Here is a 19,577-nt window from a genome sequence, read left to right as displayed (position 1 = left end):
GACCTATTAGTGGTTAGTAGACATTAAGTAAGCTTCCAACAGGAAATCTCTACAATTATTAATAATCACTACCCAGTTGCTGGTTTGGGTTGACAACTGTCGCATCGTTTCCATAATCATCATATAAATTTTCTGGCATAACTAAATCTCCTTCTATGCTCTCAATATGTCCTCTTTCCGGCACATTATTAATCCAGGCAACTGTATTCTCTGTACTATTAGTAGCATTTACTTGGGATTGTTGTGTCAGCAAGTTTTTGATAGCTTGAAATTGTTCTAAAGAGAATATAGCACCCTTGTTTAAAGCAATTTCTTGATCAGTATCTGTTAATAAAGCTTGGAATAAACAGGCGTTCGTCAAATTTACAGAATCAAGATTCACACCTATAAAATTTGCACCTGTAAGGTCTGCTCCCATAAAGTTGGCACCTTTTAGATTTGCACCCGTGAAATTTGTACCAACAAGGGTTGCTTCTTGGAAATTAGCTTCTGTTAAATTTGCCCCAACTAACTTAGCATTTGATAAATTTGTCTGTGCAAAATTTACCTTTGCTAGCATCATTTCGTGCAAATAAGCTCCTGATAGGTTCACACAAGCAAAAGATTTTGAGAAAAAGCGCTCTCTCAGAATGTTTTTACCCAAAACTGATGTTCTGCCTATCAGCCACATGAGAGCTTCGGGATTAAATTCAGTTAAAGAACTTGGATTCCCACAAGGCAAAAAGGGAATTTTCGCTTCCTGATGGCTGTGAACAAGCAATAAAAAAACATTCAAGCCTACTGCGGCATTGACCTGCTCAAGATTAACAGGGTTTTGCAGCGTTTGAAAATAACTCAAAGCTTTTTGTCCTATGCCCTCATTTAACCAATAACCCCGGCAATAGGCGTACCAAAAAGGTAACAGTCGATAGCACAATACCTCAAAAGACAACTCTGTCTTTGGCAAGCGCCGCAATCCCTCAATAACAAGTGCTTCAATTTCCTGGCCGACCACACCATAACCGAGTAATTTGTAGAGGTGCTGGGCAATTTCATGTCTTGAATCCAAGACGAAATTAGCTTCACCATAAGCATTAGGTTGGCGTTGAGTTAAGCGTTTCAATCCGGCAATTACAGCTTTCGCACAGAGATAATCTCCTAACTTAGGGTGGGAAAATTTAATGAAACTTCTTTGCACGGCAACCATTTCAACTTTGGAATCCAAAGCAACCCTCTGGCTTGTCAAGGCACTGCCTTCGAGTGTAGATGAGTCATGAGAATCTTGAACTCGAAAGTAAAAAGCTGGTAATTTATCATATGCACCAGCTAAAGTTATTTGACAGCGTCCTGAATGTAAAATACGCAGCGCTATGTCTTGCATTTTTTCAAGTAACTCTTGAGGATGACAAGCTTGTAATAGCTCGGCTAAAGCCTCTTGGGTGCGATGAATATGGCTCAATCCCCAGCGCATTTGCATTGTTTTAATACCACCAGTTTGAGGGTATCCTAATAGCCATCTACTCAAGCAATAGTAAATTTCCCAGAGTAGAGAAGCATTTTTTTCTGGCTGTATTTGGGCTGCTAACTGCAAGATTTCATCGTTTAGGAATTCATCACGGTGCAAAATGCCCAATAAATAGAGCATGAAAGGTTGGCGAACAAAGGCAGAGAGTTCCTTTAGCTTTGATTTCGCAGAGAAGACACCTGCCTGTTTCAAAAATGTAAAGTAATTTTGAGCAGTAGGCAAAGATTGTACTTTTGCCCATTGCTGGAACCACTGTCTGAGTTCATCCTGTTCCCAAGGATCTATGGTAATTCGTTTGAATTGCGATGGCAGTTCTTGAGCAAGTTCTTGCACGGCAGTTGAGCGACTGGTCAAAAAAATCTTGTGTTGACACTTGGACTGAAAGTCAAGCAACTGCTGAATAAAAATAGCTCTTGTTCTATTGCCTTGATAAGAAGGCGGTAATTCATCTAGACCATCCAAAAGCAGAAGGCATTTTGGACAATCTAATTCCAACCATTCTGAAAGGTTAACGTGAAAATTTCCTTTGAAACCAGTATTCAACGTTTCTTCTAAAGTTTCGCTGGGTGTTACCTCACACAGGCGAATCTGTACGGGCACCCAGTTAGGATAAAGTTCCTGTGCTACCACCCCTGCCCAAATGTGACAGAAACTGCTTTTTCCGTAACCTGCGTCCGATTCAATTAGAGCCACAGTTTTTAAATCAGATAGCTGTTGCTGCGCCCATGCCATTAAATCAACCACCTGAGAAGTTTTTGAAACCTGTTGTAAAGTCTTCTTCTCAATGGGTGTCCCCTTGAGAGGAACATAAATATCTTTGAGAGAAAAAGATTCTATTAACAATGGCTCTGAGTAGCTCTGAATTAAACTAGCTCGGTAGAGTTCTCGGTACAGGTCAATTCTATCACCAGTAGCTGATGCTGTTGGCGTGATGCTTTCCACTGGTTCTACTGTTGGTGTCAGGCTTCCAGAATTAGGAGTTAAGGAATTCCCCAACCGAAAGAATTTTTGTAGTTGGGCGAACGCGGGAGCGTTTTCAGCGATAACTGCCAGCAAATGTCCGGGAAGCCCATTGACTAAGCGCTGTACTATTAGCTTAGCTTCTACTTCTTCCGCACTATTAGCTATTAACCAAGCCACAACGGCATTATTCATCTGTTGCACGAGTAATGAATCTGCAACTATCGCCAGTGCTTGCTCAGCCTGAGTATCAGTTAACTTTCCAGGGCGAAGAGTTTTTAGTAGCACTTGCAGTTGTGGATCTTGGAGAGGACGAGAAGAGGAAGGGGAGATGGGGTAATGGGGAAATTCGCTTTGTCTCCGTTGTCCCCCAAGTCCTCTTGTCCCTTTATCGGCGATCGTCACTCTACCTAACCAAGGTCGGTGCAGGTTTTTCTCCTGATTTAGAATTTGCTCTAAAGCACGAAGGTAAGCAATCTGGAATGCCAACCAAGTTCCTTCACTGCGTTTTAAGGGTTTTTTCAGGCTAAGATTACTTACTAGGTTCTGAGTGACTTGGGCAAAAACAGGAATCTCCTCCCAGACAGCACCTAGAGGTAGTTCTAAAACTTCTACTAAGGTACAAATATCAAATATGCTAAGGCTTTTGGCTTCCATATCTTGAAGGATACGGAATGCCAAACCTGCTATCTGCCCCGATGAAAATTTGTTTATATGGGGAATTTCAAGATCGTGTTCTGCTAACCAATGTCGAAGACTCAAGCTCATTCTTAAATTAGGAATACCACTTATTTATTAATCAGCAGCCGAAACAGGTCACAATAAGGAAATTAAGCTAATTTATAAGGCTTATTTGTCACCGGATGAAAACAAGTCTTGTTTTTTAACGGAATATGAGCGATCGCCCTCTAAAACTACTGTTAATTGACCAAGACCCTATCTTTCGGCTAGGGTTACAGGTTGCTTTGGAAGCAGCCCCCGAGCTACAGGTGGTGTCTGAAGCCGAAACCGATACCACTGCATTGCAGATTCTAGCAGAACTTGCACAAAATGACCCTAATCATATAGACTTAGTCGTCTTGGAATTGGGTAATGGACGTTCCATCTCCAGCCAGCAACTAGGCTTGCTACTTTGCCAACAATTGAAAATACAATACCCCAACTTGCCACTGTTGCTCCTCAGTTCTACTCAGGAACAAGGACTGCTTTTAGCTGCTAAAGCGGCTGGGGTAAATGGTTACTGCGCCAAAGGTACATCTGTTTCCGAATTAGTTGCTGCGATGCAAGCAGTTGCTTCAGGTGGCTCATATTGGCATGGGAAACAAGAGGATACGGAGATACAGCTACGCAGCGACGTGGACAATGGAGAAAGTTTCTCCGTGCTGTCCTCCGCGTTTACCAGTCGCCTCAAGTCTTACCGCCTACCTTTTACAAGGCTGCGAAATCATTTTCACTCATCAGGCATTTTTTATATCAATGCTAATTTGGCAACAGTAACGAAGCAATTGCAAGTTCCCGGACTACCACTGCTAGAACGAGCAATTTTAGCAGGGCAACGTCGAGAACTCCTAGCTGCCCGTTGGTTACTCCATCGCTTATTAACTTCATCCTTAGAAAGAGAACAAACACAGCAGGATGCCTCCCATACAAAAGATTCGCTAACGCCTGGTATTCCCCACGGAAATTATTTTGCTTCAAATCAGTCACAGTTTTCTCCAGACCCTCCCCTTAGTTCTGCGCTTTCCAATTCTGAATTCTTAAAATCTTCAAAAACACCTGTTTTACTTAGCCCAAGAGCACTACAAGCAGCATTGTTTGCATCTTGTATTGCCAAACTTCAGTTTCCTTTAGGAAATTTAACAGATATAGCTTTAGAAACTGATATTTTGCGTTGGGATAAGAAAAGAGAACTGTTTTATCTTATTTTGCAAAAAATTGCAGATGCTTTGGATGAAATGCGTGCTTCTCAAGTTGAAATTCATCAACTCTATAGTTTAAAAGATACAGTATTATTTGATATATGGCGAGAAGCTACCATAGATTTTTTTGGAAAATTCTCTAGGATAAAAGTCAGCGATCGCAGTTTAGAAATTGTCAATATCTTACTACAAGATGCCGCTGTTGTTCAAAGAGAAATTCTCAGTCAAATTCCTCTGGTTGTAGAGATGTTTTCATACTTATTGTTTCAAACCAATTTACAGATAGACAACACCTTATATCCAGCTGGTAGCCCTGAAGCAAAAGTACACGCAGAAAATATTCTTGAAAATATCTTGATTCAGATTGCTAATGGTGTGATTCAGCCATTGCTTAACTCTTTAGCAGATGTAGAAGCAATCAAGCAAGTTTTTTACGATCGACAATTAATTTCTACAAGAGAGATAGAAAAATTTAGAAATAATTTGTCCTGGAAATATCGTCTAAGAAATTATGTCTTGGAGCCGAAAGCAATTTTTGAAAGTCGCTATGAACTATTTATTTTTGCCCCTCGGGGAATTGCTATGATTTCAATTTATGCCTCTCGCACTCAAGAATTAGCACAGCTTTCTGGAGTGCCGCTTATCGTGACCTTAGGGCTGGAATTTCGGGATGCCCTAACACCTCGCTTACAATCACTATTATCTTTTTTAGGGAATGGTATTGTCTTTGTTTTAACACGGATTGTTGGTCGGGGTATTGGTTTAATCGCTCGCGGTATTATTCAAGGAATTGGTAATGTTTCTTTACCAGAAAGAAAGAAATAAACGTTAGTAGTTAGTAGTTAGGGATTAATTTGGGCTGTGGCTTCCTTGTGACAAAAAAATTATGGATTTTTGTAGGGTAAGCATTGCCCACTTAAGGGTTGAGGTAATCTACAGCCAGCACAGAAGGAATCGCTACCCACCAACCACTATCTACTAACTCCTAACCCCTCAAATATTCCAATTACGCCTGAAGTGAAAAAAGCTTTCAAGAAAGTCTTGCCTAGCAAGATTGTTATTGAGCTTTTGCTGACTCCAAGAAAAAGCTATTTGACCTAAAAATTCCGAAAAACTGGGAAAAAGAGGAACTAAATCGGCTAAATCTTTAACTTTAATTTTTTGAGCGATCGCCAAAGCAATAACATTAATACACTCTATGGCCTTGATATCAGATATTGTTTGAGCCTGGATAGCACAGCTTGATGCACCTCCATGAGAAATGACTATATTTGACTACATTTTGAGCGAAGTTTCGCCATACCTCATCTGTGTTCAAGTATTTGACAAGTATTTTCATTAATGCTTGAATGAACACAAGAGATAATTTACGTTCAATCCCTATCTTAGGAGGAGTGTTCAAGTTGCGTTTCCGGCTTGACCAAAGTAGTGCTGAGCCATGAGTGCTAAATGAGTTGTGTCACGAAGCACTTAGTATTCTCAACACAAACAATCTGGTCGCAAGCCGTAAATTGATTCAAGCAAAAAAAGGCTTTTTCTTGTTCAAGCCTGTGGATAAATTCTTTTAGGCTGACTTAGGACTGTGCATTACCTAATTTTGGGCTTTGATGTGGGAGTAGAAGGGCAGATGTTTGATAATAACTATGATTTGGCTATAGCAATTATTAATTATATTAAGTCCGGTTAATTAGTTATGATTAAACAATAATCGCAAAAACCAGAAAACTCGCTCCCCCTCTCCTTCTCTCCCTCTCTCCCTCTCTCCCTCTCTCCCCCTCTCCCCCTCTGCCTTAATGATAAGTCTTTACCCAGACATGATATTACGCCTAGCTACTTATCTGCAATAAGTCTGTGAGTCAAAACTGTGTGAGAAGAGATATGCAAACTTGGCAATCGCTCTATATATTATATCTATGTATTGCCTCCAGTATGGTAGGAATTATAAGTGTTTTCGTTACTCAACCTGCTGGGGCGAAATCTCAACTTGAGAATCAGGATAAACTTATACTAAAAAGTATTGACAATTCAACTCAACAAATCAAACCTACACCCCCAGGAAAAATATCCCAACGCAACTTCACCGTAGCTTGTGCGGCATTTCTGTCTCAACTTCCCACAGGGAAAGATTGTAGTCTAGTTAAAAGCAAGGATGAGGTTTTGAGCCAACCGTGTGTACACTACCGGAAAAAGCAGGTCAATGAGTTAAACAAAGTTTCGGTTTTGTCTGGTGAGAGCGATGATTTTCTACTTTTGCAGAAGGGTAAAGGGGAGCAAAAAGTTCGCCAAATCAGTGAAATAGAGCGTCCCAGCACTAGCGCCATGATGTTGGTGCAGTTGCCAACACCGACTAACCCCCCTGAGCAGCAGGGTGTGATTGAAGTAACAGGAGTAAAAGCTATTCCCACTGAAAAAGGTGTGGAGGTGATTTTACAAACAACTCTTGGGGAAAAACTACAAATCACCAATCGCAGTGCTGAGAATAACTTTATTGCAGATATTCTCAATGCTCAACTACGTTTATCCAATGGTGATGCGTTCACATTCAGTTCCCAAAATCCCATTCAGGGGATTAGTAAGATAACGGTTACTAACTTTGATGCTAATACAATTCGGGTGACAGTAGTAGGTGAAACAGGATTGCCCACAGTTGAGTTATTTGACACTGATGAAGGATTGATTTTTGCTCTGACATCTGCGACAACGGCAATGCAGCCTGAAGTTGAGCAACCGACAACGAGTGAAACACCCTCAGATGAACCAGCAGCGCGGGGTGATGAGCCGATTGAGTTAGTCGTGACGGGTGAACCAGATAGCTATCGCGTACCTAATACTAGCGTAGGAACCCGTACCGATACACCTCTACGCGACATTCCCCAATCTATTCAAGTCGTACCGCAACAGGTGCTAAAAGATCAACAGGTAACGACTTTACGTGAAGCTCTCAGAAACATACCAGGTACAGCGCAAGGAACTAACCCATCAACTCGTGGGTTAGCTGCATTTCCTTTGATCCGAGGCTTTGATGCCACCCTCGATATTTTAAGGAATGGATTGAGAGATACTTCAAACTCTAATACTGGTTTTGATGTCGCTAACATTGAGCGAATTGAAGTTTTGAAGGGACCCGCTTCTGTTCTCTTTGGTCAAGGGTCGCCCGGTGGGGCAATCAATTTAGTAACTAAGAAGCCGCTGCGTGACCCTTTCTATTTAGCAGAATTCTCGGTTGGTAATTACGACTTTTATCGTGGTGCTATTGACTTGACTGGTCCTCTCAATGAAAGCAGAACGGTGTTATATCGGCTAAATTTAGCAGCCCAGACAACCGGAAGCTTTATTGACTTTTATGATGGACAGCAATACCTTGTGGCCCCAACGCTCTCCTGGCAGATTAGCGATCGCACCAGGCTGACTTTAACTGCCGAATATCTCAATCGACCAAAATCATCAGGTCAGCAAGGTTTACCAGTCGTTGGTACGGTGTTGCCCAATCCGAATGGCAGGATACCGCGTAACCGCAACCTCGGTGAACCAGATGCCACTGATGATTCGGTTGCCATTCGGGTTGGCTACGATCTAGAACATCAGTTTAGTGATAACTGGCAAATCCGCAATGCCTTCAGATTTTCACGAGTAGATTTTCCTAGCAGGGAATTGTTCACTAACGTCGGATTAGCTATAAACAATCGCATTGTAAGTAGAAATTTCAGCGTATCCGATGTTTTTCGTCAATTCTTCAACATTGACACTTACGTTGTCGGTCAGTTTGCTACAGGCAGCATTCGGCATCAACTCGTTACAGGGTTTAATCTTACCAGAGATGAACTTGGGTTCGTCAATTCTACCAGACAAGCCTCTCCAATTGACTTATTTAACCCTATATATGGTCGCCCTCTTGGTGATTTTATTAGCAACAGCGAGAGTTACAGCAAAACAGATACTCTAGGCATTTATATACAAGACCAAGTGACGCTGGCCGAAGACTTGAAATTGCTGTTAGGCGTGCGGTTTGACACCTTCAATAGCCGATCGGAAACCGAAACATTCACACCAGAAGTTTCTGGCGATGCTTTTAGTCCACGCATCGGTATTGTTTATCAGCCGATTACCCCAATTTCTCTTTATGCTAGCTACACTCGCTCCTTCAACCCGATCTCAGGAGTTACCTTTGAGGGCAGTGCCTTTCAACCAGAACGGGGTACGCAGTACGAGGTCGGGATCAAGGCTGACTTAAACGCTCGCCTCTCCGCAACACTTGCCTTCTTTGACCTGACGCGATCGAATGTCTCGACTGCCGACACAAGACTGGGAATACCTCCAGGCTTCTCCATTCAAACGGGAGAACAACGGAGCAAAGGTTTTGAGTTGAGCCTTGCCGGAGAGATTGTGCCGGGGTGGAATATCATTGCGGGCTACTCCTACACTGACGCACAAATCACACAAGATAACACGAATCTTGTGGGCAATCAGTTGAACCTAATCCCCCAAAATACCTTCAACCTGTGGACGAGCTATGAATTTCAACGAGCTCCACTACGGGGTTTTGGGGTTGGTGCAGGATTCTTCTTTGTGGGGGAGCGAGAAGGGGATTTAGCCAATACTTTCCGCTTGCCCAGCTATCTTATAACAGAGGCTGCGCTCTTCTACAAACGTAGACAATTTCGCGCATCTCTGAATTTTAAAAACCTATTTGATGTTGACTATTTTGAGACGGCATCAAACAATAGATTAAATGTTTTCCCTGGTGAACCATTCACAGTACAGGGAACTATTTCATTTGAGTTTTAATGCACGCCAGATTATTACAGGTGCTTATAATTCATATTAAGTCCGGTTAATTAGTTATTATTAAACAATAATCGCAAAAACCGGAAAACCCTCTCCCCATCTCCCCATCTGCCTTAATGATAAGTTTTTACCCGGACATGATATCATTTGGATGTAAGTGAAGTTTTCATCAAAGCAATAGCTCGGGAACACATCCAACGACTTGATATTCGTGCTGGCCACCCCGAACGCAATGCCTCTGGACAAATAGTGTGAATGGTTAGCTGGCAGTCGATCATATCCAGTCCGGCTTTCTCCACCTGTTTCATCGCTTGCTTGAGAACGGAGCTATTCTCAAACTCCATTGTCTGATTACATTGGATACAAACCATATGATGGTGATGATTAGGGAAAGTTGTATTGAGTTCATATTGCTTGTATGATTCTGCAAGTTCCAACTCTCGCAAAATTCCCATCTTTGCCAGAACTTTGATGTTACGGTACACCGTGGACAAACTCATTTTCTCTCCACGTTGTACAAGCAAATGATGAACTTCTTCGACACTTAAATGAGTCCCTCTAGAAAGATGCTGAAATAGTTGCCAGACTTGTTCGCGTTGTGGTGTCAGTCGATAACCTTTGTTACGAAGTTCTGCTTTGAGAGAGTCGGAAGTATACATAGAGACAATTGCTTTTAATAAAAACTTATAGTAAAAATTATTACTGATAATAAATTTAACTAAGTTGCACTAGGACTTTCCTTTTGATTTTGATTTTGATTTAAGTTACTGTTGTTAAATCAGGGTTTCCTGACTTTAACAATCATTTTTGGACGTAAAGTCTTATTGTTCAATTTTTTAAGCTCCTATGGTGGGCAAAGCCTTAATGAGAGTAGTTTCCCTCTATTTAAGGCTTTTTAGTTAAAAATTTTTAGTAACATAAATACTCCTGATGGTCGTTAACTGTAGCATGGTCAGTTTGAAATGTGCTTGAAAGCTGAATTTGGTTGGAGTCGGCGTACAGCTTGCAACTTTATTAATGTTTATGAAGCATTTGGTGAATGTGCAAATCTTGCACAAGTGGATATTGCCACAACTGCTCTCTATTTACTTTTTGTGCCCTTGCCATTGGCATTACCTCTGATAACTGGGATCGTGATTGGTTAATTGAACGGGCGAATACTCACATGAGTGTTGTCAGCAGATGCTGCACTCTTATGAACTTCACTTGTTGATACTTCCTTGCTTTTGGCAGGAGTTGTGACCAACACAGCTATTGAGCTTGATAACAACAAGTTGGGAACGAATCGCTTTAATTTCATCCTTTTCCTCTAAACTCCATCACACCACTGAGTTGCCGCTCGTTGGATTAGACAGTTACTGTAAACTTATTGAAAGTCATTATCAGTCATTTTGCAAGTATTAATAATACTATAGTCAATAAATTTTGCATATACTCAGCGAGTTTTTCTTAATTTATTGCTATACTTTCTCACTTACCCCTCAGATTTCGCACTTATGTGAAGTTGGTATTTAAAAAAATTGCGTGGTACGAGTTCATTCCTACACCACAGAATTCTCCGTAGAAATAGAGATAGCATTAAGCAGCAAGCTCTTTTCGATCGGCTACCATTAATCACATAAATTATATAAAATCTTTAAACAAGTATTATTTTAGTTTTAGCATCTATCAAAAGTAGTGTATTTACTTGAATAACTTATAGCCTATGGCGAGAGTAAATCATGATAACTATTGTCTATGTATCGGGGGGTTGCAAACATAGTAATTTTCTTTTAGAGTGAAAAAAGCTAAACAAGAATAACTTGCAGCAAATTTCAATCTATTTTTGCTCAACTAGCAAGCAATTCCGCTATATACTCTATAAGGACATAGTAGAGGTTACTCAGAAAAACTTTCTCAACTGAATAATACGAAGATTTAAAGGCGTTGCTCCAACTTACACAGAATGGCGTTTGTCTTCAACTTGACCTGTTTAATATTGTTTGCGTGCATTTAATTGCCTGAGACTTAAAAATGACTCAAATTCTCAATAACTTCCCAGAAAATTCTCATCAGTGTGCGACAGTCGTTGATATTCTGCGCGATCGCAGTTTCAGGACACCATACAAACAAGCGTTTACCTTCCTTGAAGATGGAGAAACGCAGGAATTAACGCTGACTTATCATGAGTTGGATCGGCGCTCTCGGGTTGTAGCAGCTCAACTTCAAGCCCTTGGTTTGAGTGGAGAGCGTGCCATACTACTGTATCCTCCTGGACTGGATTACTTAACAGCATTTTTTGGTTGTCTATATGCTGGAATTGTGGCTGTTCCGGCTTACCCACCACGCAATCAACGTAATACGCCCAGGATTCAGGCAATTATAAAAGATGCACAAGCAGCAATTATTTTGACAACAACAACGATTTTCCCCACCATACAATCTTTACTTGAAAAAGAATCAAGCCAGGGAAATCTACGTTGGTTGACAACAGACGACTTGCCACAAGGGATAGAAGATTCTTGGGAAGAACGTGCAATAATTGCACAAACGTTAGCATTTCTGCAATACACATCAGGTTCTACAGGTACACCCAAAGGTGTAATGCTCAATCACGGCAACCTGCTGCACAACGCTGCTGTCACTTATCAAGTTATGGAACATTCGCCAGAGAGCCAGTTTATCTCTTGGCTTCCTGTATATCACGATATGGGGCTGATTGGCGGAATACTGCAACCCTTGTATGGTGGGTTTCCTTGCGTCTTAATGTCTCCAACAGCTTTTTTACAACGTCCCTATCGATGGCTACAAGCAATTTCTCGCTATCGTGGTACGACAAGCGGAGGTCCCAACTTTGCTTATGAGTTATGCATTCAGAGGATTACCCCTGAGCAAAGGTCAACTCTCGACTTAAGTAGTTGGAGTGTTGCATTTAACGGTGCTGAACCTATTAGACAAGAGACTCTGGAACGATTTTCTGCCACCTTTGCGGAGTGTGGTTTTTGTCCGGAAGCATTTTACCCTTGTTACGGCATGGCGGAAGCAACTTTGATGGTTTCCGGTGGGGTCAAGAAGGCTTTACCTCCTTGCAAAACTGTTGCAAAATCTTCATTAGAGAAAAACTGCATTGTTGAAGCATCTGCCGATAGTGATGATATCCAGACCTTTGTTAGTTGCGGTCAAACTGTACCACAACAACGAATAGCGATCGCACACCCAGAGACGCTCATGAGTTGTCACAGTCATGAAGTTGGAGAAATCTGGGTATCAGGACCTAGTATTGGTCAGGGTTATTGGAATCGCCCTCTTGAAACAGAGCAAACATTTCATGCCTATCTCAAAGACACAGGAGAGGGACCATTTTTACGCACTGGTGATTTAGGCTTTTTGCACAATGGAGAACTCTTCATTACAGGTCGAGCCAAAGATTTAATTATTAGATGAAGCTCTTTTATTGAGCGATCGCATTGTGATGCTAACCAATGGACCAGAAGCGCATATTGGGCAAATCGTAGAAGTACCTATTCCCCGTCCCCGCCAACGCTTGGAAGTCGTCAATCATCCCAGCTACTACAACTTACGCAACCAAATCATTTACTTCCTCAATCAACAAAAACTGGCCAAAAAACGCCAAGCAAAAATTCAGGCACCAGAATTTTTAACCGCCACGGGCTTAGAAAAAACCCATTTAGAAATTGGCTTTATTCCCCTAACCGATGCTGCACCTCTGATAGTTGCCAAGGAAAAAGGCTTATTTGAAAAGTATGGATTAGAAAAGGTTACCCTCAATCGCGAAATCAGCTGGAAGGAAATTGCCAAAGGCGTTGGTACTGGAACACTGGATGCCGCCCAAATGATTGCTGGTATGCCCCTTGCCCTCACTTTAGGCGCTGGTGGTAAAACCCCAGTACCCGTCGTCACAGCGCTCACACTTTCCCGGAACGGTAACTCAATTACTCTCAACAAAAACTTCTACAATCAAGGTGTCAGAACTCTAGCAGATTTAAAAGCTGCATTTAACAAGCATCTGGATCGGACTCATACCTTAGGCATAGTACATCAGGCATCAATGCAGAACCTCATTCTGCGTTACTGGCTAGCTGCTGAAGGTATTGACCCGGATAGAGACGTTAGCTTAGTGGTCATTCCTCCATCAGAGATGGTTACTAACCTCAAACTTGGGACAATTGATGGTTTCTGTGTCGGCGAACCTTGGAACTCATCCGCCGTTCATGAAGACCTCGGCTACGTCATCGCCACCGACTTAGAAATCTGGTCGGGACATGCAGAAAAAGTATTGGGAGTACGGGAAGATTGGGCAAAGAACAATCCAGAAACACACCTTGCCCTTGTTAAAGCACTTTTAGAAGCCTGCGATTATTGCGACGACCTCCGAAACCGTGAAGAAATTTTAGAAATACTTTGTCGTCCTGAATACTTGGGGACGCATCCAGCATACACCCGTCTTGGTTTCATTGACCCTTACGTTCGTGGCGATGGCAACCAACCCCAACAACTGCCAACCTACAACCAGTTTAAAGTCAATAAAAGCAATTACCCCGAACGCAGTGAAATGCTGTGGATTATGACCCAGTTTGCACGTTGGAACTTAATACCGTTTCCGAAGAACTGGGTAGACATTATTGAAAGGGTTTGCCTTACAGATGTATTCGGTGCCGCCGCACGCGAACTTGGTTTCCTTGATATTGGCCAGGATGCTCCAATCCAGCTATTTGATGGTAAGGTTTTTAATCCTTCCGACCCAATCGAGTATCTTAACAGCCTCGAAATTAAACGGCAACTGCGTGTTGAAGAAGTATTTATCTAGGAGTTATTGGTTAGTGGTTAGTGGTTACTAAGAATACTACCTACTACCTACTAACTACTAACTACTAACTACTACCTACTAACTCCTAACCACTACCTTCCAAATAAACTATGCAATCTTTAAATAAAATTCAACGCAAACCCGAGAACTATAAAATTCAAACACAACAACCAGAACCATTTCTGGTTATTGAGGGTGTGACAAAAATTTACTCCACTGCCAATGGACCTTATACCGTCCTAGATGGGATTGACCTTACTATAAATGAAGGTGAATTTGTTTGTATTATCGGTCACTCTGGCTGCGGCAAATCAACCTTGCTCAATATGATTTCTGGATTCAACACGCCTACTGATGGAGTAGTGCTGCTGCAAAACCAGCCAATTACAGAACCAGGACCAGACCGGATGATGGTCTTCCAGAACTACTGTTTGCTGCCGTGGTTAAGCGTTTTTGAAAATGTTTATTTGGCAGTTGATTCAGTCTACCCCAAAAAAAATGAAGCAGAAAAAAGAGCCATTGTCAAGGAACATTTGGCAATGGTAGGGCTTTTAGAAGCTGCACAAAAGAAACCAACTCAAATCTCTGGTGGGATGAAACAGCGCGTTGCGATCGCTCGCGCCCTCTCGATTCACCCCCAAGTTTTGATTTTAGACGAACCATTTGGCGCGTTGGACGCCATTACCAGAGAAGAACTCCAAGAAGAACTGCTCAAAATTTGGCGGAAGCATCGAGTCACTATTTTGATGATTACCCATGACATTGATGAAGCCCTATTTATGGCAGATCGTGTGGTGATGATGACCAACGGCCCTGCAGCGAAAATTGGCGAAATTTTGGAAATCCCATTTGCCCGTCCCCGCAATCGTGCCCGAATTATGGAAGATCCAAAGTTCTACGAATTGCGGAACTGCGCCCTTGACTTTTTATACAACAAATTTGCTCATGATGATGCAGCGGATTGAACAAAGATGTTGCCGCTTCTCAATAAGGTTTAATTGACACTATCAGTTACATAATGTAGAGACGCTTCAAACAGCGCGTCTCTACATACGTATTTTTTTACACATTAACCTGGTCTCTTGTACGTACACTGTAGAATTGTTGGGTTTCGTGCCTCAACCCAACCTACACGTGACTTACAATGGGAAGGGGTGTTAATTAAGCTCCGATTTTTTATACTTACTTGGATTCTTCTTGTGAAAATACTCTTCCAAGACTTGTAGAACCATTGGTCCACAGAGACTACCCCCATGCTCGCCAGAGTTTTCACCAAATGCCACAACAACGATTTCTGGCTTATTTGCTGGAGCATATGCCCCAAACCAAGTATGATTTGGACGACCAACTCCAGCTTCAGCAGTACCGCTTTTACCGGAGGCTGGGGCAATTGATGGCACGTTCAAACGCTGACCCGTGCCTTCAGTGACGACTTTCCGCAGCCCATCACGAAGAATTCTAATGGTACTTGGCTTCATATTTAAAGATTCGCGCCATTTTTTAGCTTCTTCGCGGTCTTTGAGCAAATGTGGTTTCACCCGATATCCACCGTTAGCCGGGACAGAGAACATGATAGCGGCTTGCAGTGGGGTGACTTGCAAAGCCCCTTGACCGATGGACATATTTATGGTATCACCTATAGTCCAAGGGATTTTCCATGCTTTCTGCTTCCATTTTTCATCTGGAACTAAACCTTTTGATTCTTCGTCTGAAAGTTCAATTCCAGTTCTCTTACCAAATCCATACTTACGCGTCCAAGAGATTAAGGTTGGACCGCCAACACCTCTACCAATTTGATAGAAAAAGGTGTCGCTACTCATTGCCATCGCTCTTGGGAATCCCAAAGGGCCAAATCCGGCGTGGTTCCATTCTCCAAAAGTCACCCCACCAATAGTCAGGGAACCGTAGGTTTGCAGTACTGTGTCAGGAGAAAATTTTCCCGATTCCAATCCAGCAGTGGTGGTGATGATTTTGAATGTACTGGCGGGAGGGAAAGCACTCAGGGCACGATTGACGAGAGGATGAGCTTTGCCTTGTACGCTTTCCCAGTCTTTTTGGGTCAGCTTTTGTTTGGAAAAAATATTTGGGTCAAAGGTGGGGTGAGATACCAGTGCTAAGACAGCACCATTGTTTGGATCGAGGGCGACAATAGCACCTCTGGGGACGGTTAAAGCTTTTTCTGCTGCTTTTTGCAAATCCAAATCTATGGTCAGGCGAACATCGTTCCCAGAACGAGCTTGCTTTTCTCCCAATACGCGAATTGGGCGACCTTTCCCATCGACTTCTACTTGCTGACCGCCCCATTCACCTCGTAGGAGATTTTCATACGCCTTTTCTACCCCCATTTGACCGATTACATCACCCATTCGGTAGCCTTCTTTCCGCTTTTGTTTCAGCTGTTCGGGGGTTAGTTCGCGAGTATAGCCTATGATATGGGCGATCGCTTCTCCGTTAGGATAGTAGCGTACAGCTTCCGTATGAATTTCCACTCCTTGAAGTTCGTTTTCATACTCTTTCAATGCCGTAATTTCCGCTTCATTCAGGTCACGCGCAACCCGTACAAGTGATGTTGAATCTGGACCCGCTTCTTGTAATTTCTTGTGTATCTCCTCTTTAGGGATTTTGAGAACTTGCTCTAAACGCGATGCCACGACTCGCCATGATGGCTTCGTGTGCGCCATCGGCCAAAGGTACACGGAACGGGGATAGCGAGTTGTCGCTAACAGTTTACCATTGCGATCGAAAATGTTGCCGCGTTCTGGTTGTTTGGGAATTGTCCGAACTCGGTTGGCTTCTGCTCTTTTTCGGAGTTTTGCGCCTTCAACAATCTGTAAATACCCCAAACGAGCATTAATACCAATCATCATTATTATGGTAAATGCGATAAAAAAGACGGACTGGTAATTTTTTCCTACAGTGCGTAAACCTTTATTTCCAATAAATCCACTAAATTTAGATGACTTTAATTCCATAAACCGAAACCAAATTCTGCAATAACTCTTTTTTGAGATAAAATATCTTGATATTCTTAAGTGTATTTACGGGAAAAATAAACCGAACAGTATATTTTTTCTGTAAGTTGTTTTTGCCGGATAGAATAAACCAAAGTGTAACTTGTCGTTTGCCTAATCGACTACATTAATTAACAAAAACACTTATACTCTCAGGGTTAAACAAACAATTATGGCTCAAACTCTAATGCAGGATCGGGGGGGAACAGCAGCTTTTGAAGCACTGGATGTGGAACTGCTTAACGTTTTTAAGTTTTTTAACCAAGAAAGAGCAGTACATGGAGTAGATTTCGATGTCCGGCAAGGAGAATTCTTCAGTATCCTTGGTCCTTCTGGTTGTGGCAAGACAACAACTCTTCGCTTGATAGCTGGGTTTGAAAGGGCTGACTCGGGTAAGGTGTTGATTCGAGGTCAATCTATGACCAATGTTCCCCCATATCGCCGACCCGTTAACACCGTATTTCAAAGCTATGCTTTGTTTAACCACCTCAACGTGTGGGATAACGTTGCTTTCGGACTGCGGCTGAAAAAATTCCGCTTTAAAGAAATTGAAAGCAGAGTGAAACAGGCTTTGGAACTGGTGAAATTGGAGGGTTTGCGATCGCGTTTTCCCAGCCAACTCTCAGGGGGACAACAGCAAAGGATAGCTTTGGCAAGAGCGATCGTCAACCGTCCTGCAGTATTACTTTTAGATGAACCCCTTGGGGCGCTGGATTTAAAACTGAGAAAAGAAATGAGAGTTGAACTCTCTAACTTACACAAAGAATTGGGTTTGACCTTTATCATGGTAACTCACGACCAAGAAGAAGCGCTCTCCTTGTCGGATCGGGTTGCCGTGATGAACCAAGGCAAAATTGAACAAGTAGGCACCCCCAGCGAAATTTACGAACAACCGCAAACAGTATTCGTTGCTGATTTCATTGGCGATACCAATTTACTAGCAGGTGAAATCACAGGTGTAGATGCTTCTAGCATCAGAATTATGACAAAAACCGGGCTTTCAATTGTCGTTACCCGTCAAGAAAACACACCAACAGAATTATCACAATCGGTAGTTGTCAGCGTGCGACCCGAAAAAATACAGCTATCCCTCTACAAACCCAGTTTACAAAATAACTACTTTGAAGGACGGCTAGTTAACATTATGTATTTGGGAACCCATATTAATTATGTTGTGCAATTGTTAAATGGTTCGCGTATCAATGTTCTACAACCCAACACATTTATTAATTTGCCAGACCGCGAAACACCAATCTATGCCTGGTGGTTGGAAAGTGATTGTTTGGCTTTAGTTAATACTTAAGATTCAAGAGTCAAATGACAAACAGACGAAAATTTATTCAAGCAGCACTAGCACTATCAAGCCTGTCTTTATCAGCCTGTGGTTGGAGATTGGGAAATGTTCGAGCATCTGCTACAACAGGTTCCCGCGACCAAATGTACATCTATACTTGGGAGCAATATACTGATAAAGAATTATTAAAAACTTTTAGCACCCAAACAGGGATCAAAGTATTTGCAGATTTATATGATTCTAACGAAGCCATGCTTAGTAAAGTCCAAGCTGGTGGAGGTAGCGCCTATAGCGTGATTTACCCAAGTGACTATATGGTCAGAAAAATGGTAGACTTGGGATTGTTAAAGGAATTAGAGCGCGATCGCTTAATTGGTTTAGATAATTTATTTCCCAGATTTCAAAATCCTATTTACGATCCTCGCAACACTCACAGTATTCCTTTTAGTTGGGGAACTACAGGTTTTATTTATAATTCCGAGAAGCTAAAAGTCCCACCTGATAACTGGGACTATCTTTGGGAGAACAAACAACTCCTATCAAAGCGGATGACCTTGATGAACGATGTCCGAGAAGTGATAGGTGCCGTGTTGCGGATGCTTGGTTACTCCTACAACTCCACCAACGAAAATGAAATTAAACAAGCTTATGACACATTGAAAGTCCTTAAACCAGATATTGCAGCCTTTACCACCGATGCATGGCGCAATCAAATTGTTGCGGGAGATTTACTTATCGCAATGTGTTATTCATCAGATGCAGTCAAAATTGCTAAAGAAAACCCTAAATTAAAATACGTCATTCCAACCAGTGGTTCCTCCTTATGGACTGACACCATCGTCATTCCCAAAACAGCGCCAAATCTTGAAGCAGCCTATGCTTGGATGAACTTGATGTTACAACCAGATGTGGCAGCCCAAATGAGTCAAAGCTTGAGTCTTTCCACTCCCAACCGTGCTGGATTTGAGCAATTGCCACAGAAAATACAGAACAATCCCAGCTTGTTTCCTGCAGAGCCAATTTTGGCAAAATGCGAACGTCTTGCTCCTTTGGCACAAGAAATTGAAGCAGTTTACGAGCGTTATTGGATTGAATTAACAAGTAGCTAATAACAATTTAATATGAAGCTGCACATAATTTTTATCCCTCCTAACCTCCCCTTATAAAGGGGAGGAAATTGGATTTTTTGTTTCCACCCTTGATAAGCAGGGCTGTTTCATTCCCTCGGAGAAGGATTTTGTCAAGAGTATCAGCCAGAACTTTTAGGGAGTCGGCAATTGAAAAATTATACTGCGAA

At 42.1% G+C, this 19,577-nt stretch carries 10 protein-coding genes and 2 pseudogenes; 8 read left to right on the top strand and 4 right to left on the bottom strand.

Going from position 1 to position 19,577, the window contains the following annotated elements:
* Positions 1-58 precede the first annotated feature (58 nt).
* Positions 59-3,232, bottom strand: coding sequence for a pentapeptide repeat-containing protein (locus ACYRY3_RS09085; RefSeq protein WP_460201371.1), 3,174 nt, complete (start codon positions 3,230-3,232; stop codon positions 59-61).
* A gap of 125 nt (positions 3,233-3,357) precedes the next feature.
* Here ACYRY3_RS09085 and ACYRY3_RS09080 point away from each other — a divergent pair, with 125 nt between their 5' ends.
* Together ACYRY3_RS09080 and ACYRY3_RS09075 are read left to right on the top strand one after the other, a co-directional pair.
* Complete coding sequence (locus ACYRY3_RS09080; protein WP_460201370.1) at positions 3,358-5,208, top strand: DUF3685 domain-containing protein; 1,851 nt, start codon at positions 3,358-3,360, stop codon at positions 5,206-5,208.
* Positions 5,209-6,261: 1,053 nt separating this feature from the next.
* Positions 6,262-9,168 (top strand): TonB-dependent siderophore receptor, encoded by a 2,907-nt coding sequence (locus tag ACYRY3_RS09075; RefSeq protein ID WP_460201369.1) that lies wholly within the window; start codon positions 6,262-6,264, stop codon positions 9,166-9,168.
* A gap of 143 nt (positions 9,169-9,311) precedes the next feature.
* Here ACYRY3_RS09075 and ACYRY3_RS09070 read toward each other — a convergent pair whose 3' ends face one another.
* Entirely contained in the window at positions 9,312-9,827 is a 516-nt protein-coding gene (locus tag ACYRY3_RS09070; RefSeq protein ID WP_460201368.1) for a Fur family transcriptional regulator, read from the bottom strand.
* 303 nt (positions 9,828-10,130) lie between these two features.
* On the opposite strand from ACYRY3_RS09070, the gene ACYRY3_RS09065 reads away from it, so the two are divergent.
* Positions 10,131-10,313 carry a hypothetical protein gene (locus ACYRY3_RS09065; protein ID WP_460201367.1) on the top strand — a complete coding sequence of 61 codons (183 nt, stop codon included), beginning with the start codon at positions 10,131-10,133 and terminating at the stop codon, positions 10,311-10,313.
* Here the strand turns inward: ACYRY3_RS09065 and ACYRY3_RS09060 are convergent.
* On the bottom strand, positions 10,310-10,468 hold the full coding sequence (locus ACYRY3_RS09060) for a hypothetical protein (RefSeq protein ID WP_460201366.1): 159 nt from the start codon (positions 10,466-10,468) through the stop codon (positions 10,310-10,312). The two genes, ACYRY3_RS09065 and ACYRY3_RS09060, sit on opposite strands and share 4 nt — an antisense overlap.
* A 713-nt stretch (positions 10,469-11,181) precedes the next feature.
* On the opposite strand from ACYRY3_RS09060, the pseudogene ACYRY3_RS09055 reads away from it, so the two are divergent.
* The 3 genes and pseudogenes from ACYRY3_RS09055 to ACYRY3_RS09045 all read left to right on the top strand — a co-directional run.
* Positions 11,182-12,585 (top strand): annotated as a pseudogene (locus ACYRY3_RS09055) (fatty acyl-AMP ligase); the annotation flags it as partial.
* Positions 12,584-13,975: pseudogene (locus ACYRY3_RS09050) on the top strand (CmpA/NrtA family ABC transporter substrate-binding protein); the annotation flags it as partial. The pseudogenes ACYRY3_RS09055 and ACYRY3_RS09050, both read left to right, overlap by 2 nt.
* Before the next feature lie 110 nt (positions 13,976-14,085).
* Entirely contained in the window at positions 14,086-14,940 is an 855-nt protein-coding gene (locus ACYRY3_RS09045; protein ID WP_460201365.1) for a nitrate ABC transporter ATP-binding protein, read from the top strand.
* Positions 14,941-15,132: 192 nt separating this feature from the next.
* On the opposite strand, the gene mrdA is transcribed toward ACYRY3_RS09045, so the two are convergent.
* Positions 15,133-16,947 (bottom strand): penicillin-binding protein 2, encoded by a 1,815-nt coding sequence (mrdA, locus tag ACYRY3_RS09040; protein WP_460201364.1) that lies wholly within the window; start codon positions 16,945-16,947, stop codon positions 15,133-15,135.
* A 211-nt stretch (positions 16,948-17,158) separates the two neighbouring features.
* Between mrdA and ACYRY3_RS09035 the strand changes: the two genes are divergently transcribed.
* Both ACYRY3_RS09035 and ACYRY3_RS09030 read left to right on the top strand, forming a co-directional pair.
* On the top strand, positions 17,159-18,289 hold the full coding sequence (locus ACYRY3_RS09035; RefSeq protein WP_460201363.1) for an ABC transporter ATP-binding protein: 1,131 nt from the start codon (positions 17,159-17,161) through the stop codon (positions 18,287-18,289).
* 14 nt (positions 18,290-18,303) lie between these two features.
* Complete coding sequence (locus ACYRY3_RS09030) at positions 18,304-19,389, top strand: polyamine ABC transporter substrate-binding protein (protein ID WP_460201362.1); 1,086 nt, start codon at positions 18,304-18,306, stop codon at positions 19,387-19,389.
* Positions 19,390-19,577: the final 188 nt, after the last annotated feature.

This window comes from Scytonema sp. NUACC21 (genome assembly GCF_054684315.1).
The sequence above is the reverse complement of the archived record's forward strand: the minus strand, read 5'-3'. Positions and strand labels throughout refer to the sequence as shown.